A 25,803-nucleotide genomic window follows, 5' to 3' on the forward strand; every position below is an offset into this window, starting at 1 on the left:
CTCCAGCCGAGGTTCGCGCCAGCGGCTCCGCTCAGCGGGCCCTCGAGACGGCTGCGCTGCGGAATGCCTCCGCATATCGACGGGCGGTCGCATCGATACTGCGGTCCTCGAGCATGGGCTCGCGGGCGGGCGGAAGGCTGCGTAGCTGCTCCATGGTGTGATCGATCAGCTCCGCCGTGACCGGCCCGTCATGGAGGTGGACCCATCTGGGACCGACCTCCTGTGCCAGATCCTGCAGCGCGGGACTCGAAGGAACCATCACCGGGCGGTCCATGGAGAGCGCGAGGAACAGCAGATTCTCGTCGCCCAGTGTTTCGATCGCTGGCAGCACCACGAGTTCGGCGGCGGTGAGCTCCTGCAGCATTGCCGCATCGGAGAGCCGCTCCATGCGCATCGTGACAGTGCGCTGACCGTGGTCGCTGCCGCGTTCGACGTCGCTCCGGAGGCCCGGATCGCCTTCCCCTGCCAGGCGCAGGGTCAGACCAGGAGTTTGCACGAGGGGGAAGACGCGCAGCGGCCCCTGAGCCGCCCGCTCAAGCCTGTCAGGAGCAAGGCACAGGACTCGGCCCTGAACCATCTCTGCTCGCGGATAGCCGAGAAATCGGTCGCGGTAATGGGCATGAGGGATGCAGACGGTGCGTCGCGGATCAGGCGTTGGCGTGTTCTTATCCAGGGTGATGAAGGTGCTCGTCGCCCGGTCCAGGATCCTTCGCCACCGGGCAGTTGTCCGGGCTTCCGGTCCATGTACGGTCTGCACCAGTGCGATTCCGTGCTTCTTCAGCTTGCGCACGAGCCTGAACGCCAACGCGCTCAGCACTAGGTCACTCTGGGGCAGGTCACCGCTGCCGGGTCTGCCACCGAAGAGGGCATGGGGTTGATGGATGTGAACCACATCCACGTCGAAGCGACGCAGCGGCCCCGAGAAATAGCTGAAAAGAATGCCGTCCTCGGCCTCGCCCACGATCTGGTCGATATAGGAGACGTTGGGCCGCGGGGGCCGGTGTCCTTCCAGGACTCGAAGCTCGGACTGGTGGTCTTGGGCCGGGAGAACGTGCTGCACCGGCCCAGTATAGACTGGGGCTCAATGGGCGGGACCAATGAACAAGACGTCTTTATCGACCTCACAGGTCAGGACGATAACCTCGGGGATTCAGCGCTGCGTCAAGCCTATCTTCGCGCGGTACGCCACGAGCGGCGTCGAATGCACGTCTATTTTGATGCTCCTACCGGTGATTACCTCTCCGGTTTTGAACTGACCGAGCGCGATACGATCTACACCCGCCGTCCGGACTGGCTGCGCGCCAGTGAGAAGTCTCGCAACCCTGTTCACCTCCTCAACGCGGGGGAGATCGACCCGCAGGCTGGGAGCTTTCCGAATCCTCGGAAGTCTGTTGAGCTGCGCTACGCTGCTGCGACGGGAGCCACGCTGATCGCTGCCGGCTTGGGTTTCAAAGATCCGGCGGCGTCGCAGTCGCTGCGATTCTCCGCCCCGTTCCGCCAGGCTGCTCTGGTCTCGTGGCGGGATAGCGCCTCACGAGACACCGCTGGGTTCGGGGAGGTCGCACCAGACTGGGCGTATTCTCTGGGCACGGACACGCAGGAGTGGATCCCGTCGGATTCTCGGGACCTCCTGGCAGTCACGATGAGATTTGACCGACCGTGGCCGGCCCCGGCCTGGATCGAGGGGGTCCGAGGGGCGGCACGGGAATGGGGGGTCCGCGTGGTCACGTTGGCGCAGGTCGCCCGTGATGCCCCCCGTGCAGTCCGCCTGGCCGAAGCACTGGGAGGCGAGTACCGCCTCCCGCCGAGCATGCTCCACGCCGACCTTGACGCTTACGCGCGTGAGATCTTCCAGCAGTCCCTTGCCGTTGTCAGCGACCGCGCCCATGGCCTCATCATCGGGGCCACCGAGGGGGCTGTTCCGATCGGTTCGGCGGCGAATGCGCAGAAAATTCACCGTCTCCTGGCAGAAGCGGACCTGGGAGAACTCGTTGGTCGGTATGAGCAGCTTCCTGCCTTTGTCGGCCAACTGGCCGAGCGTCGGGCCGCGCTGGCACCGGCGGTAGACAGAGCTCGCGTCCGGGTCGCCGAGCTGACACGGCGTATCAACGAGATCATGGATCGGGGAGCACCTCAGGCCTGAGACGCCATACCGCGGCGCCTAGTTTCTGCCGTGGCGAATGATGGACCGTGCCACCGCTTCGGCCACCGGTCGGGTGCTGCCGACCCAGGGGAAGTGATGGACGGCAAGGGGCGCTTCGACGTCGATCTGGAGCACTACGGCGTCCTCGGAAGAGTTCAGGGAGGGTACCAAGAGGTCGACGCCGGTGACCGGGCACCCCGGAACAGACCAGGCCGCCCGCACCGCGAGTTCGCGGAGCTCCGGTGACATCGCATCCGTGACATCGACCGTCAGGCCGCCGTCCTGGAGACCCACCCGGGAGGACAACAGCGTCACCTCACCGGCGGCCGGAACCTCAGAAGGGTCCAGGGCATTCGCCTTGAGGATGTCGTCGCGGCTGATGGGGTTCTCCAGCAAGACGGGGTTGCCGGTACGGCTGCGGAGCGCGCGGTCTGTCAGCTGCGCCAGATTGCGGCGTCCGTCGCCGACGGCAAAGAGCGGGATCCTCGCGGTGGCCGCGACCACACGCTCCCCGGCGATGAAGGCGCGCACGTCGATTCCCTCGATCTGCTCCTCGAGGATGAGCTCATTGGTGCCACCCAGGCCCCTCACGCGGACGGCGGAGGCAATCTCCCACGCTTTCTCGAGGTCCTGCGCGGTGCGGATCCCGCGTACCACGCCACGTCCTCCGGTCGTCGTGGAGGGCTTCAGAACTAGGGGTGCGCCCTTCCATCCCGCCAGGTACTCAAGAGCTTCCTGAAAGCGTCGAGGGCTGAACGATCTCCCTCGCGGAACCGGCACGCCGACGGAGCTGAAGTAGGCCTTGGCCACCGTCGTCGATCGGGAGGCCTCGTAAGCCTCTACGCCTGAGAGGCTGGTGAGATTGACCTGGAACCCGCCCGCTACCTGCCCTCGGTGCATCACCACGCGCTGCTTGCCGGAGGCGGCGACCACCGATCCGTTGAACCGCTTCAGAGCAGAGATCAGGATTCCCCGCGGTCGCTCGGCGTAGCGGCCCTTCAGGACATACTCGGCTGGCTTCTCTGAGGCGGCATACTCACTGATGAATCGCGTCACTACGGTGTTCACGGCGCGACCTTCTGAGCTGCTCGACCGCTGTCCGCGCGGCCCCGATGACCTGCTGCTTGTGCCTGGCGGAGTACTTCGGTGCCGGCGGTGGTCTGGAATGGGGCAGTCACGGGGACTATCTTGACACATCACTGCGCCCGCCCGGGGTGCATACGGCACAATGGTGAGGATTGTCCGCTGAGCAGCTGAGGGAGGGACCAGTAGCCGTGCACTTGAAGACCCTCACCATTCGCGGCTTCAAATCCTTCGCCTCCGCCACCACCTTTGAGTTCGAGCCCGGAGTCACCGCCGTGGTCGGACCCAACGGCTCTGGAAAGTCCAACGTGGTGGACGCCCTGGCCTGGGTCATGGGGGAGCAGGGGGCGAAGTCTCTGCGCGGCGGTTCCATGGAAGATGTCATCTTCGCCGGCACCGCAGAACGTCAGCCTCTGGGCCGGGCCTCGGTCTCCCTGACCATCGACAACTCTGACGGCGCGCTGCCCATCGACTACTCCGAAGTCACCATTTCCCGCACCATGTTCCGCTCGGGAGGATCCGAGTACACCATCAACGGCAGTAAGTGCCGCCTCTTGGACATCCAGGAGCTTCTCTCCGACTCCGGACTGGGCCGGGAGATGCACGTCATTGTGGGACAGGGGCAGCTGGACACCATTCTGCACGCCACCCCCGAGCAGCGCCGAGGCTTCATCGAAGAGGCCGCAGGCGTCCTCAAGCACCGACGACGCCGAGAACGTTCGGTGCGCAAGCTGGAGTCGATGCGCGGGAACCTCGAGCGGCTGGAAGACCTCATCTCCGAGATCTCTCGGCAGCTGGCGCCCTTGGGGCGGCAGGCCATGGTGGCTCGCCGGGCCCAGCGGATCCAGCATGACCTGCGGGACTCACTCTCACGCCTCATCGCCGACGACCTGGTCCAGGCAGCCAGCGCCCTGCAGGCTTCCAGCGCAGGCGAGCTTCAGGACGTCGAAGCAGCCGCCGCCCTGAAGCAGACCCTGGCGGCTCAGGACGAAGAGATCAGCAGACTCACCGCGGAGGCCGACTCCCTGCGCAGCACCTCCGAGAAGTACGCCTCCGGTCAGCACCGGCTGGCGCAGCTGCAGGAGAAGCTGCGATCCGTGGCATCTCTGGCCGGTGAACGCGCTCGGAGCCTCTACGCTTCTGCCCACGTGGACACCAGCTCAGGCCGGGATCCCGAGCAGCTGCGAGCACAGGCGGAGCAGGTCAGCGAGGAGGCGTCCCGGCAGCAGGAGACCGTGGACCAGGCTCGTGCGGATCTGGAAGCCATCGGTGCTGACCGGGCCGAGGCCGAGGAGCAGCTCAAAGCGGAGGAGAACCGCATCACCGAGCAGCTGCGTGCCGTGGCCGACCGCCGTGCGGGACTGGCCACCCTGCAGGGCCGCGTCGAGACCGCCCGGGGACGTCAGGAAGCTGCCGAAGGTCGACGTCGTCGTGCCGCAGATCAGCACGCCGCCGAGCAGCGGGCGCTGGAGAACCACCGGGGCGAAGTCTCCGATCTCGAACAGCGCATCGCCGAACTCGAGACGGGACAGAGCGGCGTGGACGAGGCCTATCAGAAGGCCCAGGAGCACCACGACGCTCTGCGGCAGGAGTACGAGGATGCCTCGGCCCAGCATCGCAGCCTGGAGATCACCGTCTCCGAGTACCGCGCGAGGCTCTCAGGCCTGGAATCTGCTCGCAGCCCTCGCGACGGCGCCGCAGCCCTCAACCAGCACGACGCCGACTGGATCACCGGGCCCTACGCGCAACGGCTGAAGGTCCAGCGTGAATGGTCCCGGGCCGTGGCGGCCTGCCTGGGCTCGCTGGACTCGGCACTGCTGGTCACCGACGCGCAGGCAGCCGCCCGCGCGCTGCAGTGGCTCTCTGACCACGATGGCGGCCGCGCCCACTTGGTCTACCCCACCCCCGAGACCTCCGCGCAGGGCGGCGCGACCAGCAGCGAGCCACTGCCGGGACAGGCGCTGTGGGCCACCGACGTGGTCACCGTGGATGAAGAGATCGCTCAGCCGGTGCGCGCCGCGCTCACCGGCGTCGTCCTCGTCCCCGACCAGGCGGCAGCGGAAAAGCTGCTGGACCATCCTGATGTCCGTGCCGCAGTGACTTCCCAGGGCGTGATCCTGCGCACGGGGGAGCGGATCGGCGGCACCGCGGTGGAGAACGCTGAAGTGACGCTGACGGCGCAGATCGATGAGCTCACCGACCGGATCTCTGCTGCCGAGGGGGAGCTAAAGGAGTCCGCCCGGCGCCTGGAGGCGGCCCGGACGAACCTCGCTGCCGCCGAGATCCAGGTCAACGAGACATTGGAGGCAGTCCAGGCCAAGGACTCCGCCCTGGCCTCGACGACCGAGCAGCTCAAGCGGCTGCGCGCTGAGATGACGCGCCTGCAGGAACGGGCCGCGGGATTCGAGAAGGAGATTCTCGACGCGGAGGAGGCCGCCCGTGACGCCGCCGAACAGCTCGAGGAGATCACCGCACGGCTCGAGGCCGCCCAGAATGAGGAGCTCGTCGAAGAGCCCTCCACGCAGGAGCGCGACCGGCTCTCCGAGAAGGCCTCGGCGGCACGGCGTGAGGAAGTCGACGCGCGCCTAGCGCTGCGGGCGGCCGAGGAGCAGCACAAGCAGCTGTTGGAGCGGGCCGCCTCGCTACGCCGCTCCGCCCAGGCAGAGGAACATCGCCGCGAGCAGGCCCGCCGTGCTGCTACGGCCAGGAACGAGCGCGCCCAGCAGGCTGAGCAGATTCAGCAGGAGGCCCAGGAGGCCGTTGAGGCGCTAGAGACGGTGCTCGCCCGTGCCCAGGCGGCCCGTGAGAATACCCAGGCTCAGCATGAGCTCCTGCAGAAGAAAGCCAAGGAAGTCAGCGAGTCGCGGGCCCGCGAATCCCGGCAGCTGGAGGAGATCACCCAGCGCCTGCACCAGGCCGAAGTCCGGCAGACGGAGCTGCGCTTGGCACTGGAAGCCGCCGAGAAGCGCGCGGAGGAAGAGCTCAGCCTCACTCCCGAGTACCTGATCGAGCACTACGGACCCGACCAGCCAGTTCCGGACCCCGACGCCGAACCGTCCCCGAGCACGCAGCCCAGCTCGGAGTCGGCTCAGCAAGAGGCCGACGTCGTCGGGCGTCCCTACGTCCGGCGCGAGCAGGAAGCCCGGCTGGCGCAGGCGCGCAAGGATCTCAAAGCACTCGGCAAGGTCAATCCGCTGGCGCTGGAGGAGCATGCGGCGCTGGAGGAGCGCCACCGGTATCTACAGGAGCAGCTGAGCGACCTCAAGCGGTCACGTCAGGACCTGCTGGACATCATCAGCGAGGTCGACGCGACCGTCGAGAAGGTCTTCACTGAGGCCTGGGAAGAGACCCGGGTGCAGTTCGAGCGGGTCTTCTCGCGGCTCTTCCCAGGTGGTGAGGGACGCTTGGAGCTGACCAACCCCGAGGACATGCTCACCACAGGCATCGAAGTCCATGCCAGGCCCCCGGGCAAACGCATTCGGCGGCTCTCCTTGCTCTCCGGCGGTGAACGCTCACTCACTGCCGTGGCACTGCTGGTGGCGATCTTCAAGGCTCGCCCCTCGCCGTTCTATGTGATGGACGAAGTCGAGGCAGCTCTGGACGACACCAACCTCTCTCGACTGCTGGTGATCTTTGAGGAGCTGCGGGAAAGCTCCCAGCTGATCGTCATCACCCACCAGAAGCGCACCATGGAGATCGCCGACGCGCTCTATGGAGTCTCCATGCGCCAGGACGGTTCGACCCGAGTCATCTCCCAGCGTCTCTCCCGCGACCAGGACGACGACGGCGCAGGTACCGCTCCGTAGTCTGTGGCAGCCCGGACGGAGGCTCTCGGGGAGTAGCAGCAGTGCCGGAGGAACAGAACCGGTCCCGGCGGCGTTGTGCATCCGATGTGACCACTCAGGCTGACCCCGCGCGCCGGACCCCCATCCCTTCGGAGCTGAAGGTGATGATCCTCTCGGCGTTTATCATCGCCATTGGCTTCGGGATCGTAGCTCCCATCCTTCCGCAGTACGCCTCCGACTTCGGCGTCTCCGCCATGGCCGTTTCCGCGGTGGTCTCAGCCTTCGGGCTCTTCCGTCTGCTCTTCGCGCCGCTCTCTGGCCGCCTGACTCAGGCGCTGGGGGAGACCCCGGTCTACACGATCGGACTGCTTATCGTCGCGGCCTCCATGATCGCCACGGCCTTCGCCCCCAGCTATGAGCTGCTGCTGCTCTTCCGTGCCGTGGGCGGCATCGGTTCCACGTTCTTCACCGTGTCCGCGATGACGTTCCTGGCGCGCAAAGCCCCGCCACACATCCGCGGCCGGGTGGCAGGGGCCTACGCCTCGGCCTTCCTCATCGGCAACGTCGCGGGTCCCCTCCTAGGATCGGTGCTGCTGGTCTTCGGACCCAGGGTGCCGTTCCTCATCTACGGCGGAGCGCTCATACTCGCCGCCGGGGTCGTCTTCTTCATGCTGCGGGCCTCCCGCCTGGAGGACCGGAAGACCCGCGACGCCCGGGAGAAGGCCACCGTGGGTGAGGCCTGGCAGAACCTCAGCTATCGCGCCGCCCTAACCTCTGGCTTCGCCAACGGCTGGGCAAGCTTCGGCGTGCGCAACTCCGTGGTTCCGCTCTTTGCCGCGAGCGCCTTTGTGGGCACCGGCTGGATCATCGACTCCTCGCAGCTGGCCGGCCTGGCGCTGGCCGTCTTCGCCGGCGGCAACGTCGCCGTGGTCACCACCCTGGCCAAGAAGACTGACGTGTGGGGGCGGCGTCCTCCCATGATCGTGGGCCTCAGCATCGCAGCCCTGGCTACCGGGACCTTGGGGCTCGCGCCGGAGCCCTGGGTCCTGCTGCTGCTGAGCCTCATCGCCGGCGCCGGCACTGGACTGGTGGTACCAGCCCAGCAGGCCGCAGTCGCTGACATCGTCGGGGAGGGACGCAACGGCGGATCGGTGGTCTCGGCCTTCCAGATGACGCAGGACCTCGGCTCCATCCTGGGTCCCCTGCTGGTGGGCTTGCTGGTGGATCTCCTGGGCTATGAGTGGGCTTTCGGCCTCACCGGTCTGGTGCTCCTGGTCGGCGCCGCCGCCTGGGCTGCCGCCCCTGAGACTCTGCCGGGCCGGGGCAGTCCGACGGTGCCGACCACGCCCACTACCGGGGCGCAGCCGATCGTCTCCGCCGAGGAAACAGCCGAGGGGCCGAACACCAGCCGCAGCTGATACTCGACCCCTCGGTCGTGTGAGAGTTCTGAAGGCGACTTACCGCACCGCGGTCTCCGCGGGGGTGCCTTCGATGATGTAGGCCTCGGTCTCGTGCGCCACCGCGTCGATACCGCCGGCCTCGACCTCCGGGTCCACGCGGAACCCGATGGTCTTGTGAATGGCCATGCCGATGATGTAGGTCACCACGAAGGTGAAGACCAGGGTGACCACGCAGGCCACGATCTGGGCGACCAGGAGGTCGAAGCCGCCGCCGAGGAGGATACCGCCGCGGCCGTCGCCGATCAGCTCCTCACGGCCGAAGAGGCCGATCGCGATGGTGCCCCAGAGGCCGGCCACGAAGTGGAGACCGACGACGTCGAGGGTGTCGTCGTACTTGCCGTACTTGAAGTCCACGGCGAAGCAGCAGATCACGCCGGAGACCAGACCCAGGATGATGGCGCCCAGCGGCGAGAGGAAGGCGACTGCCGGAGTGATGGCCACCAGTCCTGCCACGATGCCTGAGGCGGCACCGACGGGCGTGGGCTTCTTGCCGCGGGCCCATTCGGTGAGCAGCCACGCCACCAGGGCTGCGGCAGGTGCCAGCATGGTGTTGATCCAGTTCAGGGACGCCTCGGCGCCGTCAGCGGCCTCGCCGATGTTGAAGCCGAACCAGCCGAACCAGAGGATGGAGGCACCCAGCAGCACGAACGGCACGTTGTGCGGCTTGTTGGGGGCAAAGTTGCTGCGCGGGCCGATCACCAGGACCAGGGCAAGGGCCGCCATACCGGCGCACATGTGGACCACGAGGCCTCCGGCGAAGTCGACTGCCTCGCCCACGGCGTCACCGATCAGTCCGCCTTCAACCAGCAGTCCGCCGTCGCCCCAGACCCAGAAGGCCAGCGGTGCGTAGACCAGGGTCAGCCAGATCGGCACGAAGATCATCCATGCGGAGAACTTGGCGCGGTCAGCGATGGCACCGGAGATCAGTGCGGTGGTGATGATCGCGAAGGTGGCGCCGAAGCCCACCCAGACCAGCGAGTCGTCGCCGGCTTCGAAGGACTCGTAGAGCGCGAAGTCAGCGCCCGGGTTGCCGAAGAGTCCGCCGGCCACGGCGTCGGCGCCTGCGATCGCGTTGCCCCACAGCGCCCAGGTCAGGGCCACCAGGCCCATGGCTGCGAAGCTCATCATCATCATGTTGACGGCTGAGCGGGTCTGCGACAGACCGCCGTAGAACAGAGCGAGTCCGGGCGTCATGAACAGCACGAGAGCGCCTGCGACGACGACCCATACAACGTCTGGGATATCCATGTGTCCCTCCAGGAAACTTCACGTACCGATGTATTTCACCGGTGCGAGCTGTTCCCATGGTGTTCTACGTGTGTTTCACATGGTGGGCCCAAATGTTTCTCCGGAGTTAAATCTCTCCGGCGAAATGCGATTAGTTCTCCTCCAGGAGAGCGTCGACGAAGGCTTCCGCCTCGAACGGCGCCAGGTCGTCAGCACCCTCGCCCAGGCCGATGAGCTTGACCGGAACGCCCAGCTGACGCTGGATAGCCACCACGATGCCGCCGCGAGCGGTGCCGTCGAGCTTGGTCAGGACGATACCGGTGACATTGACGACCTCGGAGAAGACCTTGGCCTGGTTCAGGCCGTTCTGCCCCGTCGTGGCGTCGAGCACCAGCAGAACCTCGTCCACCTCGGACTTCTTCTCGATGACGCGCTTGACCTTGCCCAGCTCATCCATCAGGTTCGCTTTGTTCTGGAGGCGGCCTGCGGTGTCGACCATGACGACGTCGGCCTCCACCTCGATTGCCTTCTCCACGGCTTCGAACGCCACTGAGGCGGGATCAGCTCCCTCGATAGGGGAGGAGACCGTGGGCACGCCCACTCGCGCGCCCCAGGTGGTCAGCTGCTCCGCGGCGGCTGCGCGGAAGGTGTCAGCCGCGCCGAGCACCACGTCCTTATCCTCAGCCACGAGTACGCGGGCCAGCTTGCCCACGGTGGTGGTCTTGCCCACGCCGTTGACGCCGACCACCATGACCACCGCGGGCCGGCCCTCGGCCTGCAGGTTCAGGCTGCGGTCCAGCGTGGGGTCCACGAGCTTGGTGAGCTCTTCGTGCAGCATGGCCCGAACCCGCTGCGGGTCGGTGGTGCCTTCCACCTTGACGCGCTGCTTCAGGGCGTCCACCAGCTCCAGGGCCGGATCGGTGCCCAGATCTGCCATGAGCAGGGTCTCTTCGATCTCGTCCCAGACGTCGTCGTCGATGGAGTCCTGACTCAGCAGGGCAAGCAGGGACTTGCCGAAGATGTTGTTGGACTTGATCAGCCGGGCGCGCAGACGTGCCAGGCGTCCGGCCACGGGCTCCGGGGTCTCGACGGCGGGCTCCGCCGCGGTCTCTTCCGGGGCCTCCGGCTCCACAAGCGTCCCGGTAGCTGTGGCGCCGCTGGCCTCGCCGGCGGAATCCTCCGCGGCGCCGGGCGGGAGATCGTGCTCATCCCGGGTCTCCGGATAGCGCTTCTTGGTCTCCGCCGGGCTGAGAGGGCGGCCGCGGACCAGGAAGAAGCCCACTAGGCCCACCAGAATGACGGCAAGGACAATGAAGGTGATCAGAACTGAAGAATCCACGTCCTCAAGTCTCCCATACCGGTGCCGCGCAGGGGCCGGATGTGGGAAGGCACCGCCGGCCCGAACGGAGGGGGCGGCGGCTCAGCGCTCGCGGAAGCGCTGGGAGACGCGGTCTACGGTGGACCGCGCCACGCGGCTCACCTGGGTAGCCACTCCGCCCTCGCGCGGGGCTTCGGCCAGAGCAGACACGGTCTCCTTGAGAGAGGCCAGCTGCTTCTCCGCTGCAACCAGGCGCGCGTCGAAGGCGGAGAGCTGAGCGCTCAGGCGTTCCTCCGAGGCCGTCTCCAGAGTCTCGAACCGCCGCTCGGCGGCGGCAATACGCTCGGTCAGCGCCGTGATCTGCTCCGTGTGGGAGGCCAGCTTCGTCTCCGTGTGTCCCACGTGCTGCAGCTGCTGGGCCGCTTCCTGTGCGGTCTGCACGGAGGCCATGACCTCGCGACGGGTGGCCTCGACCGTCTCACGCAGCTGGGCGTAGTCCACTTCGCGCACCTGCTCCAGGCGCTCGTAGACTCCGCGCAGCTCCAGGACCAAGTCCCGCTGGTGGCTCAACAGTGCGGTGACCACCTCTCGGGCGTTCTGCCCCAGATCCTCGTCGGCGGTGATCTCCTCGGCAATGATGTCTTCAGCGGTGTCCTCGTCGGCGGTGCGGTCAGCTGCCTCGGTCGTCTCATTTGCCATCGTCGCTGTGGTCCCCTCGAGCAAACGGTATGAAGAATATTGGTGATTCTGTGGTGGTCAGGTCTCTCGGCGCTCATGCCCTGTGCCGATACTACTGGCCCTCAGGCGTCCTGGGCGTGCTCCTGGGGCCGTCCGTAGATGACGTCGAAGAAACTGCGACGACGCCAGGAGGGTTTGGCTTCGGGTGCTTTCATGCGTCCTGAAGGGTCCTCAGCACGTCCGTGTGCCCTGTGCGGCGGGCGTGGAAGGGTGCCTCGGCTCATGGCTGCGGCTCGGGCGCGGCGGGCGGCACGCTCACGAAGCTCCTGTGGCACCGCTGCCGCCCCGATGTGAGCCGGCACCTGCAGCGCATTGACATCCGTTCCCGCCAGGGCCCGCAGCCCCGCTGCGGGGAACTCGGCCAGCTGCTGAACGAACGCGCCGCGCTGGCCGTAGGCGGCGGCGCGTGCGCGGTGCGCGGCGGTCAGCGCAATGGCGTCCTGAGCCCGGCGCAGCACCTCCGGATGGGCGTGGAGGGCGCGTGCGGCACGGCGGTGACCCTCCTCGGCGGCGCGCAGGTGTTCGAGGTGAGCGGTCAGAGCTGACAGGATGACGCCGGCGTCGTCGGTGCTGGGAAGGTCCTGAATTTGGCTCACATTGTTACTCTAGGGCGTTGAGATACTGTGCGTCGGCCACAAGCTTCAAGCAGGAGCTGAAGACCGTGCGCACCCGGCCAGCTCATTTCAAGAACCTAAGGAACCGACGCACACCGTGTTCAACTCCCTCTCTGATCGCCTGACAGCGACCTTCAAGAACCTCCGCGGCAAAGGGAAGCTGACAGAAGCCGATATTGACGGCACCGCCCGCGAGATTCGCCGAGCCCTGCTGGACGCCGATGTTGCCGTTCCGGTGGTCCGTGAGTTCATCGGCCGCATCAAGGAGCGGGCGATGGGCGCGGAGGTCTCGGAGGCGCTGAATCCGGGGCAGCAGGTCGTCAAGATCGTCAACGAGGAGCTTGTGGGCATCCTCGGCGGCCAGACCCGCGAGCTGCAGTTCGCCAAGCAGCCGCCCACCATCATCATGCTCGCCGGCCTCCAGGGCGCCGGCAAGACCACCCTGGCGGGCAAGCTGGCCTTCCACCTGAAGAACAAAGGTCACGCTCCTCTCCTGGTGGCCTGTGACCTGCAGCGTCCCAACGCCGTGCGTCAGCTTCAGGTCGGCGGTGAGCGCGCCAACGTTCCCGTTTACGCGCCGCACCCAGGAGTCTCCTCCGAGGCTGAAGTTCCCACCGGGGACCCTGTCGCCGTCGCCCGCGACGGCGTAGCCACCGCGCGGGAGAAGCTTCACGACGTCGTCATCATCGACACCGCCGGGCGACTCGGCGTGGACTCCGAGCTCATGCAGCAGGCAGCCGACATCAAGGCCGCTGTGGGAGCGCACGAGACCCTCTTCGTCATCGACGCGATGATCGGTCAGGACGCGGTGAACACCGCTCAGGCCTTCAACGAGGGCGTGGACTTCACCGGCGTGGTCCTGACCAAGCTCGACGGCGACGCTCGAGGCGGTGCGGCTCTGTCCGTGGCGCAGGTGACCGGCAAGCCCGTCATGTACGCCTCCACCGGTGAAGGCCTGAAGGACTTCGAGGTCTTCCACCCGGATCGGATGGCCCGCCGGATCCTCGACATGGGCGATGTCTTGAGCCTCATCGAGCAGGCTGAGGCCAGCTGGGACAAGGCCGAGGCCGAGAAGATGGCCAAGAAGTTCGCCGACCAGGAGGACTTCACCCTTGAGGACTTCCTGTCTCAGATGCAGCAGCTGAAGAAGATGGGCTCCATGAAGAAGCTGCTGGGCATGATGCCCGGGGCTCAGGGCATGCGTCAGCAGCTGGATCAGTTCGATGACGCCTCCATTGGCCGCATCGAGGCGATCATCTACTCGATGACCCCTCATGAGCGCAACGCGCCCAAGATCATCAACGGTTCGCGCCGCGCGCGCATCGCCAAGGGCTCCGGAGTTCACGTCTCCGAGGTCAACATGCTCCTGGAGCGCTTCGGCCAGGCCCAGAAGATGATGAAGAAGATGGCAGGCGGCGGTATGCCCGGGATGCCGGGTATGCCCGGCGGGGGAATGCCGGGGATGCCCGGAGCCGGGGCCGGCCGCAAGAAGGCCAAGGGGGCCAAGCCCAAGAAGTCCAAGGGTAAGTCCGGCAACCCGGCCAAGGCGGCCCAGCAGGCTCGTGAGACGGAGCTGCGCCGTCAGCAGCAAGCCTCCAAGCGCATGGACGGCTCCAGCTTCGGCGCTGGGACCGAGGACTTCGCGCCCGAGGACCTCAGCCTCCCCAAGGGATTCGAGAAATACCTGAAGTAATGGCATAATTGCCGGGTACTTTGCTCTGCCCGCGGGCACCCTCTATTCTCGCGGGCCGGACAATAGTTCACAGCGGCGCACCGATATCAGCATGATCCCCACCTGCTTTCGGTGCTCTGACCGCGCACAGACTCAGATACAGGAGTAACCACACCAGTGGCAGTCAAGATTCGTCTCAAGCGGTTCGGCAAGATCCGCAGCCCGCACTACCGCGTCGTCGTCGCCGATTCCCGCACCAAGCGTGACGGCAAGGCGATCGAGGAGATCGGCAAGTACCACCCCACCGAGGAGCCCTCGTTCATCGAGATTGACTCCGAGCGTGCTCAGTACTGGCTCTCCGTGGGCGCCCAGCCCTCCGAGCAGGTCCTTCAGCTGCTGAAGATCACCGGCGACTGGCAGAAGTTCAAGGGGATCGACGGCGCCGAGGGCACCCTGAAGACCAAGGCTCCCAAGGAGGAGTTCGTGGCCCCCAACAAGGGCTCGGTCATCGTCGAGAAGGCAGAGGCCCCCAAGGCTGAAGAGGCTCCCGCTGAGGAGCCCGCGGCTGAAGAGGCTGCTGAGGAGAAGGCTGAGTAATTCATGGGTACTGATGCTGTGATCACCGACGCCGTGGAGCACCTGGTCCGCGGCATCGTGGACTCCCCGGACGAGGTCGACGTGCGCCGCAAGAACGGCCGCCGCTACGACACCGTCCAGGTGCGAGTCAGCCCAGAGGACCTCGGACGCGTCATCGGCCGCGCCGGACGCACCGCCAAGGCCCTCCGCACCGTGGTCTCAGCACTGCCCGGTGGTGACAACGTTCGCGTCGACGTCGTCGACACTGACCGTCGCCGCTGATTACCGCCTTCCATGGCACACACTGAATACGACAGCGACCCGCAGGCACACCCCGAAGGGGGTGAGCGCCTGCGGGTCGCTCGCATCGGCAAGCCCCACGGCATCAAGGGCGAGGTCACCGTTCAGCTCTACACTGACGAGCCCGCCGATCGGCTGGCTCCCGGCACGGTCCTGATCCGCGAGGCCGGCAAAGACACCCAGAACACCGCGACGACGACGCTCACCGTTTCCTCGCAGCGCTGGAACAAGCAGATCTGCCTCCTCGGATTCCAGGAGGTTCCCGACCGGAATGCGGCAGAGGCCCTGCGCGGCTCGACGCTCTACGGAGAAGTCACCGCCGAGCCCGACGACGAAGAGGGCTGGTACAGCCATGAGCTGGAAGGCCTGCCCTGCATCGGTGAGGGTGGACACTCCTTCGGCACGGTTCTCGAGCTGCTGACCGGTCCTGCCCAGGACCTCTTGGTGGTCAAGACCCCCGAAGGGAAAGAAGTCATGGTGCCCTTCGTTGAAGAGATCGTGCCCGAGGTCGACCTGGAGGCCCGGCGGATCACCCTGACCCCGCCAGAAGGACTCTTCGACTGATGCGCATCGATGCCCTCTCGATCTTCCCGGAGTTCTTCGAGGTCCTCGATCTGTCCCTCATCGGCAAGGCCCAGCGGGACGGCCTCTTGCAGATCAACCGCGTCCAGCTGCGCGACTATGCCTTCGACCGGCACCGCACGGTAGATGACACGCCCACCGGCGGTGGGGCGGGCATGGTGATGAAGCCCGAGCCCTGGGCCCTGGCCCTGGAGGACGTGCTGGCCTCAGAGGGCTCGGCGGCACGGCCCACGCTCATCATCCCGACCCCCTCCGGTGAGGTCTTCACTCAGGCTGCGGCTCAGGAGCTGGCCGAACACCAGCACCTGGTCTTCGCGCCCGGACGATTCGAAGGCATCGATGAGCGCGTCACCGACTGGGCTGCCGAGCGCTTCGAGGTGCGGCGACTAAGCATCGGCGACTATGTGCTCAACGGGGGAGAGGTCGCCGTCGTCGTCATGGTCGAGGCCATCACCCGTCTCATTCCTGGCGTCATCGGCAACGAAGAGTCTCTGGCGGAGGAGTCCCACAGCGACGGTCTGCTGGAATACCCGGTCTACACCAAGCCTGCCCAATGGCGCGGCCGCAGCGTGCCCGAAGTGCTGCTTTCCGGGGACCACGCCAAGATCGCGGCATGGCGGCAGGAGCAGCAGCGGCAGCGCACGCGCCAGGTCCGTCCTGACCTCTGGGACGCGTGGCTGGAAAACCACTCCGCCGACCAGTAGACTTATGCGCTGTGCCTGCTGGGCGTGCCATCTGCCATGGGGGATGAGCGTCAACAGACAGGCCCCGGCGTCGGACATCGGGTCCGCGCCGGAAAACAAAGCCTTCATGACTCGAGATGCGAGCGCGGCTGCGCTCACATCCTAAGGTCCATGACCTTGAGGCAACTGACCTGTGGCAGGAGCCTTCAGTAGGAGAAACGATGCAGAAGCTCGATTTCGTTGATGCAGCAAGCCTGCGCGATGACGTTCCGGAGTTCGGCCCCGGCGACACCGTCAACGTGCACGTCAACATCGTTGAGGGTAAGACCACCCGTGTCCAGGTGTTCAAGGGCTACGTGCTCGGCCGCCAGGGCAAGGGCGTCGGCGAGACCTTCACCGTGCGCAAGGTGTCCTTCGGCGTCGGTGTGGAGCGCACCTTCCCGGTCCACTCCCCGGTGATCGAGAAGATCGAGGTCGTCGCCCGCGGTGACGTCCGCCGCGCCAAGCTGTACTACATGCGTGAGCGCCACGGCAAGGCTGCACGTATTCGCGAGAAGCGTGAGTCTGCAGTGGCTCGCGCCAAGGGCCAGAACGTTGAGGCAGTCGAGGCCTGATCCTTCCGGTCTGATGCTCGTCACCGGATTCTTCCGGTGAGAGCGCGCCATGCACGTGACAGAGAACCCTGAGACTCCCGAGCAAGCCTCGGAGTCTCAGGGTTTTTCTGCGTCAGCTCCGGGGCCGGGGGGACCCCGGCTCCCTCTCGGCCGGCGAGGCCGGCCTTCACGCCTGAAGTCTGTTCCGGGGCCGGGGGAACGGCGCTCGGCTCGCCGCTGGAGACAGCGCGTGCTCCTGGTGGTCGGCGTCGTGGTGCTCGCGGCGCTGCTGAGCACCGCGCTGCGCCTCTTCGTGGTGGACATCTACCGCGTGAACCAGGTGTCGATGGAGCCCACCCTGATCGACTCTGAGCGTATTGCGGTGCAGAAGCAGAGGCCTGATGAGGGATATCAGCGCGGGGACATCATCGTTTTTGACGGCGAGGGTTCGTTCACCGCCTACCGCGGCAGCGACCAATGGCTGACTCGCGCCGCCGAGCGTGTGGGGCACTGGGTGGGAGCGACTTCCCCCTCGGGCGTCTACGTCAAACGGGTCATCGGAGTCGGCGGCGACAGGGTGGCCTGCTGCGACGATCAGGGCCGGCTGCTCATCAATGGTGAACCGCTGGAGGAGACGTATCTCGCGGAGCCGGCGTCGTCGGAGGCGCCCGCCTCTGACCTGCCGTTCGACGTGGAGGTTCCCAAGGGGCGTGTGTGGGTCATGGGAGACAACCGGGAGGAGTCGGTAGACTCCCGTGCCCTGCTGGGAGCCCCGGGCGGGGGTATGATCAGCGAGGACCGCATCATCGGGCGCGCCACATCTGTGGTGTGGCCCGTGAACGAGCGGCGAAGTCTGGATGAAGGTTGAGGTCAGCGATGAGTGAAGCAGCGGAACCCGCGGCCTCCGGAAGCACTCCTCACGAATCGGGCACACGGCGGGAGCGTCGGCAGCAGCGCAAGCGTCGGCTCAAGGACCGCAGTCCCGTGCTGGCGTTCTTCCTCGAGATGGCCACGATCATCGCCCTGGCGATCCTGATCTCCTTCATCATCAAGACGTTCTTTGCCCGGGCTTTCTACATCCCCTCCGAATCCATGCAGCCCACACTGGAGGTCGATGACCGCATCGTGGTCAATCTCCTGGCGCCCGGCGTCATGGACATTGAACGCGGCGATGTGGTGGTCTTCGAAGACACCCGAGCCTGGTGGGGAGAGGGCTCGGAGGCTGAGACCAATGCGGTGCAGGACGCTCTGGTCTTCATCGGGCTGATGCCGGACACCTCCTCCCACTACGTGGTCAAACGCGTGATCGGCACCGCCGGCGACACGGTGGAGTGCTGTGATGATCAGGGCCGCATCCTCATCAACGGTGAGCCCATCGACGAGCCCTATCTCTATCCGGGCGACCAGCCCAGCGCCACGGAGTTCAGCGTGACCGTGCCCGAAGACTCTGTCTGGCTCCTGGGCGACCATCGCTCCGCCTCCGCCGATTCTCGAGCCCATGTGCACGAGGAGGACGGCGGGGCCGTGCCCGAGGAGGACATTATTGGGCGCACCTCTGCAGTGATCTGGCCTCTGGGGCGGATCGGCGGCGGCGGCAGTGAGCGCGAGCCCTTTGACCATGTCCCCGATGCGCAGTCGAGTACCCAGTAGGTCCATGCCGAAGAATGCCACACTGCTCCCGGAACTCGCCCTCGCGGCAGAAACCGGAGCGCGATTTGTTGCCGGCGTGGACGAGGTAGGCCGCGGCGCACTTGCAGGTCCCGTCACGATCGGTGTGGTCGTGGTGGATCTCCACGCCGAGATCTTCTCCTCCGTAGACCCCAGCACCGGGGTCTGCCCACCCCTGGACGGGGTGCGTGACTCCAAACTGCTCAAAGCCGACGCGCGCAGCAGTTGGCACCCGAAGATCTGTGAGCACGCCACGGCCTACAGCGTCCAGCACCGTTCGCCCGCCGACATCGACGCGCACGGCCTCAGCGCCGCCATGCGCGCGGCTGGGAACGCCGGTCTCAACGCCGTGGAGGCACAGCTGGGCCGTCCTGTGGACATGGTGATCCTCGATGGCTCCCACGACTGGCTCACCGGAGGCGCCTCGCCCCGGGTCCGGACGATGGTGAAGGCCGATCTGAGCTGTCTCTCCGTGGCCTGCGCCAGCGTGCTCGCCAAAGTCGAGCGCGATGAGCTCATGGCGACCCTGGACGCGCGCAGCCCCGGCTACGGCTGGGCTTCCAACAAGGGATACGGCTCCAGCGCTCACCGGGAAGCCATCTCTCAGCTGGGCGCGAGCCCCTATCACCGCCGCAGCTGGAACCTCGGAGTGCAGGCTCTGCCGGGACTCTGACCGGGGACAGTGTGCCGCCGCTGGGTGTTCCGCGGCTGGTTACTTTTCCCCACCTGCGACGCCGAGTCTGAGACACGCCCACCACTGCGCAGCTGTTCCGGATCACCTCTTCTTCACCGCGTTTCCCACCGATCCTTGACGAGACGGAAGGGAGTCGCTCATGCGGACGAAGGATCACACCGGGGTGCTCGGCGAGGAGCATGCGGCTAAGCACTTGGTGGGCTTGGGATTCCAGATGCTCGACCGTCGCTGGCGCACTCGCACCGGGGAGCTGGACCTGGTGATGCGCGACGGCGGCGTGCTCGTCGGCGTCGAAGTGAAAACCCGTCGCGGGGTGGGATACGGGCATCCCCTGGAGGCGGTCACCCCGGCGAAGCTGCGGCGTCTGCATCGGTTGATCGCAGAGTACGCCGCTGAACACGGTCTGCGGGCGGTGCCTCGGCGCATCGACGCCGTCGCAGTGCTGCTGCCGCCAGTCCGGGGTGCGCGGTCATCGCAGACAGCACCAGGGATCCGGATGAACTCGGCGACACCGATGAATCATCCGGTGATCGAGCATCTGAGGGACGTCGCGCTGTGAGCATGGGACGGACCCGAGGGGTCGTGCTGATCGGTATGCAGGGCCACGTCATCGAGGTGGAGGCCGACGTCGGCCAGTCCCTGCCGTCCTTTATTCTCCTGGGACTTCCGGACGCAGCGCTGCGGGAGAGCCAGGACCGTATCCGTTCGGCGGCGAAGAACGCGGGCCTGGATCTGCCGGCGCGGCGGCTGACTGTCAACCTGTTTCCAGCGTCGCTGCGCAAGTCAGGTTCGGGGCTTGACCTGGCCATTCTGATGAGCGCGTGGGCTGCCGATGGACGTGTGACCGGGACCGACGGAATCGTTTTCCTCGCCGAGCTCGGCCTCGACGGGAGACTGCGTCCTGTGCGTGGTGTGCTGCCCGCGGTGGCTTCCGCGGCCGCAGACGGTGTCTCCACGGTGGTGGTGGCCAAGGAGAATGCGACAGAAGCCGCCCTGGTTCCCGACCTCCAGGTCTTGGCCGCCGACCATGTCATCGAACTCGCGGCACTGTTTCGCGCCCCCGGTGCTCACGACATTCCGGAGGCTGCGGCTCATCAGGTAGAGCGGTATGAGGGCGGAGTGCCTCAGGACGGCACCCCCGAGGGCGTCGGAGTAGGTCCGGATCTGCAGGAGGTACGCGGGCAGCACGAGGCGCGCTTCGCCCTGGAGATGGCCGCTGCTGGTGCTCATCATCTTTTACTGATGGGTGCCCCCGGTGCGGGCAAGACGATGCTCGCCGAACGGCTGCCATCGATCCTGCCGCCCCTGCAGACTGATCAGGCTATGGAGGTGACGGCGATCGAGTCGATCTCAGCCGGCGCCCGCAGCGTACGAACCTTGCGTCGCAGACCGCCCTTCGAGGCCCCGCATCACAGTGCCTCGGCCGCAGCCATCGTCGGCGGGGGCGCCCGCGTCCCTTCACCGGGGGCGGCCACGCGTGCGCACCACGGGGTGCTTTTTCTGGACGAGGCGCCGGAGTTTCACCGGCAGGTCCTGGACTCCTTGCGGCAGCCCATGGAGACCGGGCGCATCAGCCTGCACCGAGCGGCCGGAGTCGTGACCTATCCGGCGCAGTTCCAGCTGGTCATGGCAGCGAATCCATGTCCCTGCGGCCTGAACGTAGGCCGGGGCACCGGCTGCACGTGCACCGTCGCGCAGCGCCGCAGCTACCTCACCCGCATCTCGGGCCCCCTCATGGATCGTATTGATCTGCAGGTGCACGTCGAGAGGCCAAGCTCGGCGGCGCTGGCTCTGTCGGAATCGGCTGAGTCCTCGGCGACGGTGCTGGAGCGGGTCGTCCGAGCCCGGGAGGCACAGCGGGAACGGCTCTCACGCTATGGTCTGCAGCGCAACAGCCAAGTTCCGGTCAGTCTCTTCTTCGGCGCCTTGAAGATCTCACCGGGAACTACCGCCCAGCTCGACAGCGCGTTGGATCATGCACTGTTGTCCCTGCGCGGCTACGTGCGGGTGCTGCGTCTCGCCTGGACGCTCTCCGACCTGGCCGGCAGCGCACAGCCTGGGGCCGATGACATCGACGCTGCCATGCAGCTGAGACTGCAGACGGGGCGCTCATGACGGCCTCGCCCCTTCCGGCGGCCAGCACAGAATGGGCCGCCCCAGAGATCCGCCAGACACGTGCAGCCCTCAGCCGGGTGATCGAACCCGGGGACCTGCTTGCCCAGGTGCTCATTGCGGAGTTGGGGCCGCTGGAGGCCTACGGACGCATCTGTGCGAGCGGGGGCCCAGGAGACGCCCTGCAGCAGCGCGTCGGTGAGACGGCAGAGACCGCTGGACTCAGTGCACGTCAACGACGGCTCACTGATGCCCTTCCCCGGTGGCGCGCTCGACTGCGACAGGTCCAGGGCCCACGGGACCTGAGATCCATGCAGCAACTCGGAGGTGGCCTTATCATCCCCGAGGACTCGGCGTGGCCCGCCGCGCTCAACGACCTCGGTCCGATGGCCCCCACGGCCCTGTGGTTCCGTGCAGGGCCGCGAGAAGGGACCTCCGGAGCAGAGGGGGATCCCTATGAGCGATTCCTCCGCAGAATGCCGCCGCACCACCGTGCCATCGGGATCGTCGGGTCACGGGAGATGACCGACTACGGCGGGCGGGTGGCCGTGCAGCTCAGCAGCGAACTGGCAGGTCGGGACGTGTGCATCCTCTCGGGCGGGGCCTACGGTGTAGACGCCGCGGCTCATCGTGGGGCACTCAAAGCTCAGGCGCCCTCCGAGCGGGCACCGACCATCGCGGTCCTGGCAGGCGGTCTGGACCGGTGGTACCCGGCGGGCAATGAGCCGCTGCTTCGCGGTATCGGCAACACGGGGCTGCTGCTCTCGGAGATGGCACCGGGTTCCTCGCCCACTAAGCACCGCTTCCTGCACCGCAACCGCATGATCGCTGCCCTGGCAGCAGCAACGGTGGTCGTGGAGGCACGCCGCCGCAGCGGAGCACTGTCCACCGCGCACCATGCGCTGGGCCTCGGTCGCCCCGTGGGTGTGGTCCCCGGCAGCGTCTTCTCTGCCAGTTCCGAGGGCTGTCACCGGCTGCTCAGGGACTCACCAGCACAGGTGATCACCGACGCCGCAGACATACTCCACTTGCTGCTGCCCGACGGGGGCGCCCTCAGCACCGGGTCCGCGGACGAACCCCAGAACACAGCCGAAGCCGTATGCACCACGCAGCGGGAGCAGCTGGACGCGCTGGGCGAAGTGGACCAACGGGTCTGGGATGCCCTGCCGGCGCGCCGGTTCACCTCCGTCGGAAAACTCAGCGAAGTTGCAGGACTGGCCGTGCCCCAGGTGCTCGGCGGTCTGAACCGGATGCAGACTCTGGGTCTGGTTATCCGCAGGAACGGACACTGGGGGAGAGCCAGATAGAATGAAGGCGCTCATCAGGATGAGAAATCGGCAGAGGAGAGATCCCAGGTGCAACTCGTCAAGAGGTACCTCTACCTCGTTCTGTTCGTCGGGATCGCGGTATGGCTTCTGGCCGTACCCTCTGCTGATATGCGCGGGGTGGATACGTTCATGATGATGGTGCTGCTCCTGGCGGTGGCAGGCGCGGCCGTGGGCGAGGTAATCGGGCAGAAACGCTCAGCGCCCTGACCAATGCGCGCGAGATAAGCGCCTACACTGCCCGTATGTCCCAGCCTCAGCAGGACCCGCTCATCGATGAGTACTCCGTCTACCTTCGCCACGAGCGAGGACTCTCGGAGCACACCGTGCGCGGATACACCAGCGACCTGGCACAGCTGGCAACCTACCATGGACCGCTGCGGACCATGACGCTGGAGGGTCTGCGCTCCTGGCTGAGTCACCTCCATGCCGCCGGACTGAGCCGCAGCACACTAAACCGGAAAACGGCCGCTGTTCGGGCGTTCACCTCCTGGGCTCATCGCCGAGGACATCTCGCCGAAGATCCGGCAGTGCGCCTCCGCACTGCTCGCCGCGGCGCACACCTGCCCGAGACTCTTCAGCAGCAGCAGATGCAGGACCTCACCGAGCAGGTTCACGACCGCGGCTCGCAGTACGCCCAGCAGAAAGAGAAGAGCCCCGCCAAGTACGCCGCAGCCCTGCGCGACGCGGCAATGCTTGAGCTGCTTTATGCCACCGGCATGCGGGTTTCGGAGCTGGCGGCGCTGGACCTAGACTCCTTCGAACCGGAGAGACGGATGGTGAAAGTCCTGGGCAAGGGGAGCAAAGAGCGCATCATTCCGTTCGGGAAACCAGCCCAGGAAGCGCTACAGCGCTGGCTTGCCGAAGGGCGCCCCGTTCTGGCGGGGTCTTCTGCGGGCAAGGCCATGTTCCTCGGCGCCCGGGGCGGCAGAATCGACGTCCGCGTGGTCCGCCGCACCGTAGACGAAGCCCTACAGCAGCTCGGGACCACCGCTGCACGCGGCCCACACGCTCTTCGGCATACCGCCGCCACCCACATGCTCGACGGCGGAGCTGACCTGCGCACCGTCCAAGAAATGCTCGGTCACTCCTCTTTGTCCACTACCCAGGTCTACACACATATCTCCGTGGATCGCCTCAAACGTGCCTATGCCCAGGCACATCCGCGAGCCTAGGAGACTGGGCGGGTCGGGCATGGTGTCTCCAGTGGGCCTTCAATGTTAAGATGAACCTGTTCATCCACCAGGATGCGCTGTCTGGTCGTAGGGGAAGACGTACCAACAGCACTGTGGAGGATGGATATGTCTGATTACTCGCTGACCAGTGAGTTCGGGGCTCGTGGCGTACTGCACGTCCACTCTGCCCCCGCCGCGCTGTGCCCGCACGTCGAATGGGCAGTAGCGTCAGTCGTTGACGCTCGAGTGTCCTTCGACTGGACCGAGCAGCCCGCCGCGCCCGGGACCTACCGTGCCGAGCTGAACTGGCAGGGCCGGCAGGGCGTCGGGGCCAAGCTTGCCTCGACCCTGCGAAGCATGGGCCACCTGCGCTTTGAAGTCACCGAGGATCCGTCTCCCGGCTGTGACGGTGCCCGCTGGTCCCACACCCCTGACCTGGGAATCTTCCACGGGGTCATCGATACCCACGGCAACATCATGGTCTCCGAAGACCGCATCCGCTATGCCTATGAGCTGGGCGCCGGCGACCCGACCGTGATGTACCAGGAACTGTCTCTCGCCCTGGGTGAAGCATGGGATGAGGAGCTCGAGCCTTTCCGCCACGCGGCCGAGGGCGCGCCTGTGCGCTGGCTTACTCGGGTGGGCTGAGGCCCCCAGTCGCAGTCCTCGCTGACACTCCACACAACAGACGTGGGCGGTTCCCCCTCCAGAGGGGGAACCGCCCACGTCTGTTGAACGAACAGCTGCAGGGCGCGCTGCGCTGCAGCAGCGATGCCTACACCGTGCGGAAAGCCGCCACGGCGTTGTGCCCGCCGAATCCGAAGGAGTTGCACACGGCTACCTGCTGGCCGGCCCCGAGCTCACGAGGAGAGCCGGTGACCACGTCGAGCGGAATCTCCGGATCCTGGTGATCAAGGTTGATCGTCACGGGTGCCTGACGGTCGTGCAGGGCGAGCACGGTCAGCACGGACTCCACGGCGCCGGCGGCGCCGAGCAGGTGGCCCGTCTGGGACTTGGTCGCGGACACGCAGATGTTCTCCAGGTGATCCCCGAAGGCGGAACGCATCGCCACGTACTCGGGAATGTCACCCTTGGGGGTCGAGGTCGCGTGCGCGTTGACATGGGTCACGTCGGTCGGTGCGGCACCGGCCACGTCCAGGGCCTTGCGCAGGGCGCGGGTTGCACCCTGACCCTCGGGATCGGGGGCGGTGATGTGATGAGCATCGGAGGTGACGGCTCCGCCGGCAAGTTCGGCATAGATCGTCGCGCCTCGCGCCTTGGCGTGCTCCTCGGTCTCGATGACCAGGGCACCGGCTCCCTCGCCCATGACGAAGCCGTCGCGGTCCACGTCGTAGGGACGAGAAGCGGCGGCCGGATCATCATTGCGGCGGGAGAGCGCCTGCATGTTGCCGAAGGCGGCCAGAGGCAGCGGATGGATGGCGGCCTCGGTGCCGCCGGCCAGGACGACGTCGGCCTCTCCGCGGCTCAGCATGTCGTAGGCCATGATGAGGGCCTCCACACCGGAGGCGCACGCCGAGACGGCTGTGCGGGCCCCAGCCTGGGCACCCAGGTCCAGACTGATGGCGCCGGCGGCTCCGTTGGGCATCAGCATAGGCACAGTCATGGGCAGGACCCGTCGCGGGCCCTTCTCCCGGAGGGTGTCCCAGGAGTCCAGAAGAGTCCACACTCCGCCGATCCCTGTCGCGAAGCTCACGCCGAGGCGTTCGGGGTCCACCTCAGAATCAGCCAAACCGGCGTCAGCCCAAGCCTGTCGGGCTGCCACCATGCCCAGCTGCGTGGAGCGATCCATGCGCTTGGTCTCAGGCTTGGTGAGGACCTCGGAGGGCTCTACCGCGACCTCGGCGGCGAAGGTCACGGGAAGGCTGTACTGCTCCACCCAGTCGAACTCGAGGGTCTTAGCGCCGGGTGTGCCTGCCAGCGCGTTCTTCCAGAGGGTCGGCACGTCTCCACCCAGGGGGGTGGTGGCACCGAGGCCAGTGATGACGAAGCGGCGGGACATGGCTCTACCTTCTTGCAGTCGAATTGATCTGTGGT

25 protein-coding genes are annotated in these 25,803 nt (G+C 66.6%); 18 read left to right on the forward strand and 7 right to left on the reverse strand.

Annotated elements, in window-relative coordinates; translation table 11 throughout:
* Window positions 1-31: 31 nt before the first annotated feature.
* The gene (locus RH857_RS06020) at window positions 32-1,060 is read right to left on the reverse strand and encodes a glycosyltransferase family protein (RefSeq protein WP_310537071.1); all 1,029 of its coding nucleotides are present in this window, start codon (window positions 1,058-1,060) and stop codon (window positions 32-34) included.
* A 24-nt stretch (window positions 1,061-1,084) separates the two neighbouring features.
* Between RH857_RS06020 and RH857_RS06025 the strand changes: the two genes are divergently transcribed.
* Entirely contained in the window at window positions 1,085-2,143 is a 1,059-nt protein-coding gene (locus RH857_RS06025; protein WP_310537072.1) for a hypothetical protein, read from the forward strand.
* An 18-nt stretch (window positions 2,144-2,161) separates the two neighbouring features.
* Here RH857_RS06025 and RH857_RS06030 read toward each other — a convergent pair whose 3' ends face one another.
* On the reverse strand, window positions 2,162-3,211 hold the full coding sequence (locus RH857_RS06030) for a hypothetical protein (protein ID WP_310537073.1): 1,050 nt from the start codon (window positions 3,209-3,211) through the stop codon (window positions 2,162-2,164).
* Between the two features lie 206 nt (window positions 3,212-3,417).
* Between RH857_RS06030 and smc the strand changes: the two genes are divergently transcribed.
* On the forward strand, window positions 3,418-7,032 hold the full coding sequence (gene smc / locus RH857_RS06035; RefSeq protein WP_310537074.1) for a chromosome segregation protein SMC: 3,615 nt from the start codon (window positions 3,418-3,420) through the stop codon (window positions 7,030-7,032).
* Between the two features lie 86 nt (window positions 7,033-7,118).
* Complete coding sequence (locus tag RH857_RS06040; RefSeq protein WP_344040384.1) at window positions 7,119-8,429, forward strand: MFS transporter; 1,311 nt, start codon at window positions 7,119-7,121, stop codon at window positions 8,427-8,429.
* Window positions 8,430-8,468: 39 nt separating this feature from the next.
* Here the strand turns inward: RH857_RS06040 and RH857_RS06045 are convergent, their stop codons facing one another.
* The 4 genes from RH857_RS06045 to RH857_RS06060 form a co-directional block, all read right to left on the reverse strand.
* Window positions 8,469-9,719: an ammonium transporter gene (locus tag RH857_RS06045; protein WP_310537076.1), complete on the reverse strand. Its 1,251-nt coding sequence runs from the start codon at window positions 9,717-9,719 to the stop codon at window positions 8,469-8,471.
* Window positions 9,720-9,849: 130 nt separating this feature from the next.
* Window positions 9,850-11,037: a signal recognition particle-docking protein FtsY gene (gene ftsY / locus RH857_RS06050; protein ID WP_310537077.1), complete on the reverse strand. Its 1,188-nt coding sequence runs from the start codon at window positions 11,035-11,037 to the stop codon at window positions 9,850-9,852.
* A gap of 81 nt (window positions 11,038-11,118) precedes the next feature.
* Window positions 11,119-11,715, reverse strand: coding sequence for a hypothetical protein (locus tag RH857_RS06055; protein WP_310537078.1), 597 nt, complete (start codon window positions 11,713-11,715; stop codon window positions 11,119-11,121).
* A gap of 101 nt (window positions 11,716-11,816) precedes the next feature.
* Entirely contained in the window at window positions 11,817-12,350 is a 534-nt protein-coding gene (locus RH857_RS06060; protein ID WP_310537079.1) for a hypothetical protein, read from the reverse strand.
* 115 nt (window positions 12,351-12,465) lie between these two features.
* Between RH857_RS06060 and ffh the strand changes: the two genes are divergently transcribed.
* The 15 genes from ffh to RH857_RS06135 all read left to right on the forward strand — a co-directional run bounded on the left by ffh (window position 12,466) and on the right by RH857_RS06135 (window position 24,396).
* On the forward strand, window positions 12,466-14,061 hold the full coding sequence (gene ffh, locus RH857_RS06065) for a signal recognition particle protein (protein WP_310537080.1): 1,596 nt from the start codon (window positions 12,466-12,468) through the stop codon (window positions 14,059-14,061).
* Window positions 14,062-14,217: 156 nt separating this feature from the next.
* Window positions 14,218-14,637 (forward strand): 30S ribosomal protein S16, encoded by a 420-nt coding sequence (rpsP, locus tag RH857_RS06070; RefSeq protein WP_310537081.1) that lies wholly within the window; start codon window positions 14,218-14,220, stop codon window positions 14,635-14,637.
* A gap of 18 nt (window positions 14,638-14,655) precedes the next feature.
* A complete protein-coding gene (locus RH857_RS06075) occupies window positions 14,656-14,898 on the forward strand; it encodes an RNA-binding protein (protein WP_310537121.1) in 243 nt (80 codons plus the stop codon).
* Window positions 14,899-14,910: 12 nt separating this feature from the next.
* Window positions 14,911-15,480 (forward strand): ribosome maturation factor RimM, encoded by a 570-nt coding sequence (gene rimM, locus RH857_RS06080; protein ID WP_310537082.1) that lies wholly within the window; start codon window positions 14,911-14,913, stop codon window positions 15,478-15,480.
* A complete protein-coding gene (gene trmD / locus RH857_RS06085; protein WP_310537083.1) occupies window positions 15,480-16,202 on the forward strand; it encodes a tRNA (guanosine(37)-N1)-methyltransferase TrmD in 723 nt (240 codons plus the stop codon). Before rimM ends, trmD begins: the two co-directional genes overlap by 1 nt.
* 200 nt (window positions 16,203-16,402) lie before the next feature.
* On the forward strand, window positions 16,403-16,795 hold the full coding sequence (gene rplS, locus RH857_RS06090; protein ID WP_310537084.1) for a 50S ribosomal protein L19: 393 nt from the start codon (window positions 16,403-16,405) through the stop codon (window positions 16,793-16,795).
* Window positions 16,796-17,024: 229 nt separating this feature from the next.
* Window positions 17,025-17,642 (forward strand): signal peptidase I, encoded by a 618-nt coding sequence (gene lepB, locus RH857_RS06095; protein ID WP_310537085.1) that lies wholly within the window; start codon window positions 17,025-17,027, stop codon window positions 17,640-17,642.
* Window positions 17,643-17,650: 8 nt separating this feature from the next.
* Window positions 17,651-18,424, forward strand: coding sequence for a signal peptidase I (gene lepB, locus RH857_RS06100; protein WP_310537086.1), 774 nt, complete (start codon window positions 17,651-17,653; stop codon window positions 18,422-18,424).
* Window positions 18,425-18,428: 4 nt separating this feature from the next.
* Window positions 18,429-19,115 carry a ribonuclease HII gene (gene rnhB / locus RH857_RS06105; protein ID WP_310537087.1) on the forward strand — a complete coding sequence of 229 codons (687 nt, stop codon included), beginning with the start codon at window positions 18,429-18,431 and terminating at the stop codon, window positions 19,113-19,115.
* A gap of 160 nt (window positions 19,116-19,275) precedes the next feature.
* Window positions 19,276-19,695, forward strand: a complete 420-nt coding sequence (locus RH857_RS06110; protein ID WP_310537088.1) for a YraN family protein — start codon at window positions 19,276-19,278, stop codon at window positions 19,693-19,695.
* A 2-nt stretch (window positions 19,696-19,697) separates the two neighbouring features.
* Window positions 19,698-21,251 carry a YifB family Mg chelatase-like AAA ATPase gene (locus RH857_RS06115; RefSeq protein ID WP_310537089.1) on the forward strand — a complete coding sequence of 518 codons (1,554 nt, stop codon included), beginning with the start codon at window positions 19,698-19,700 and terminating at the stop codon, window positions 21,249-21,251.
* Window positions 21,248-22,555, forward strand: coding sequence for a DNA-processing protein DprA (locus RH857_RS06120; RefSeq protein WP_310537090.1), 1,308 nt, complete (start codon window positions 21,248-21,250; stop codon window positions 22,553-22,555). Before RH857_RS06115 ends, RH857_RS06120 begins: the two co-directional genes overlap by 4 nt.
* A 48-nt stretch (window positions 22,556-22,603) precedes the next feature.
* A complete protein-coding gene (locus RH857_RS06125) occupies window positions 22,604-22,783 on the forward strand; it encodes a hypothetical protein (protein ID WP_310537091.1) in 180 nt (59 codons plus the stop codon).
* Between the two features lie 35 nt (window positions 22,784-22,818).
* Window positions 22,819-23,748: a tyrosine recombinase XerC gene (locus RH857_RS06130; RefSeq protein ID WP_310537092.1), complete on the forward strand. Its 930-nt coding sequence runs from the start codon at window positions 22,819-22,821 to the stop codon at window positions 23,746-23,748.
* 126 nt (window positions 23,749-23,874) lie between these two features.
* The gene (locus RH857_RS06135) at window positions 23,875-24,396 is read left to right on the forward strand and encodes a DUF3145 domain-containing protein (RefSeq protein WP_310537093.1); all 522 of its coding nucleotides are present in this window, start codon (window positions 23,875-23,877) and stop codon (window positions 24,394-24,396) included.
* A gap of 127 nt (window positions 24,397-24,523) precedes the next feature.
* Here RH857_RS06135 and fabF read toward each other — a convergent pair whose 3' ends face one another.
* On the reverse strand, window positions 24,524-25,768 hold the full coding sequence (gene fabF / locus RH857_RS06140; protein WP_310537094.1) for a beta-ketoacyl-ACP synthase II: 1,245 nt from the start codon (window positions 25,766-25,768) through the stop codon (window positions 24,524-24,526).
* Window positions 25,769-25,803: the final 35 nt, after the last annotated feature.

This window comes from Nesterenkonia flava (assembly GCF_031432335.1).
In the GTDB taxonomy this organism is placed as follows: domain Bacteria; phylum Actinomycetota; class Actinomycetes; order Actinomycetales; family Micrococcaceae; genus Nesterenkonia; species Nesterenkonia flava.

Excerpts from the sequence above, each read along its gene's own strand:
- RH857_RS06025 (WP_310537072.1), top strand. The coding sequence starts at position 1,085 with ATGGGCGGGACCAATGAACAAGACGTCTTTATCGACCTCACAGGTCAG.
- RH857_RS06045 (WP_310537076.1), bottom strand. The coding sequence starts at position 9,719 with ATGGATATCCCAGACGTTGTATGGGTCGTCGTCGCAGGCGCTCTCGTG.
- RH857_RS06055 (WP_310537078.1), bottom strand. The coding sequence starts at position 11,715 with ATGGCAAATGAGACGACCGAGGCAGCTGACCGCACCGCCGACGAGGAC.
- rimM (WP_310537082.1), top strand. The coding sequence starts at position 14,911 with ATGGCACACACTGAATACGACAGCGACCCGCAGGCACACCCCGAAGGG.
- trmD (WP_310537083.1), top strand. The coding sequence starts at position 15,480 with ATGCGCATCGATGCCCTCTCGATCTTCCCGGAGTTCTTCGAGGTCCTC.
- rplS (WP_310537084.1), top strand. The coding sequence starts at position 16,403 with ATGCAGAAGCTCGATTTCGTTGATGCAGCAAGCCTGCGCGATGACGTT.
- lepB (WP_310537086.1), top strand. The coding sequence starts at position 17,651 with ATGAGTGAAGCAGCGGAACCCGCGGCCTCCGGAAGCACTCCTCACGAA.
- rnhB (WP_310537087.1), top strand. The coding sequence starts at position 18,429 with ATGCCGAAGAATGCCACACTGCTCCCGGAACTCGCCCTCGCGGCAGAA.
- RH857_RS06110 (WP_310537088.1), top strand. The coding sequence starts at position 19,276 with ATGCGGACGAAGGATCACACCGGGGTGCTCGGCGAGGAGCATGCGGCT.
- RH857_RS06115 (WP_310537089.1), top strand. The coding sequence starts at position 19,698 with ATGGGACGGACCCGAGGGGTCGTGCTGATCGGTATGCAGGGCCACGTC.
- RH857_RS06120 (WP_310537090.1), top strand. The coding sequence starts at position 21,248 with ATGACGGCCTCGCCCCTTCCGGCGGCCAGCACAGAATGGGCCGCCCCA.
- RH857_RS06130 (WP_310537092.1), top strand. The coding sequence starts at position 22,819 with ATGTCCCAGCCTCAGCAGGACCCGCTCATCGATGAGTACTCCGTCTAC.
- RH857_RS06135 (WP_310537093.1), top strand. The coding sequence starts at position 23,875 with ATGTCTGATTACTCGCTGACCAGTGAGTTCGGGGCTCGTGGCGTACTG.
- fabF (WP_310537094.1), bottom strand. The coding sequence starts at position 25,768 with ATGTCCCGCCGCTTCGTCATCACTGGCCTCGGTGCCACCACCCCCCTG.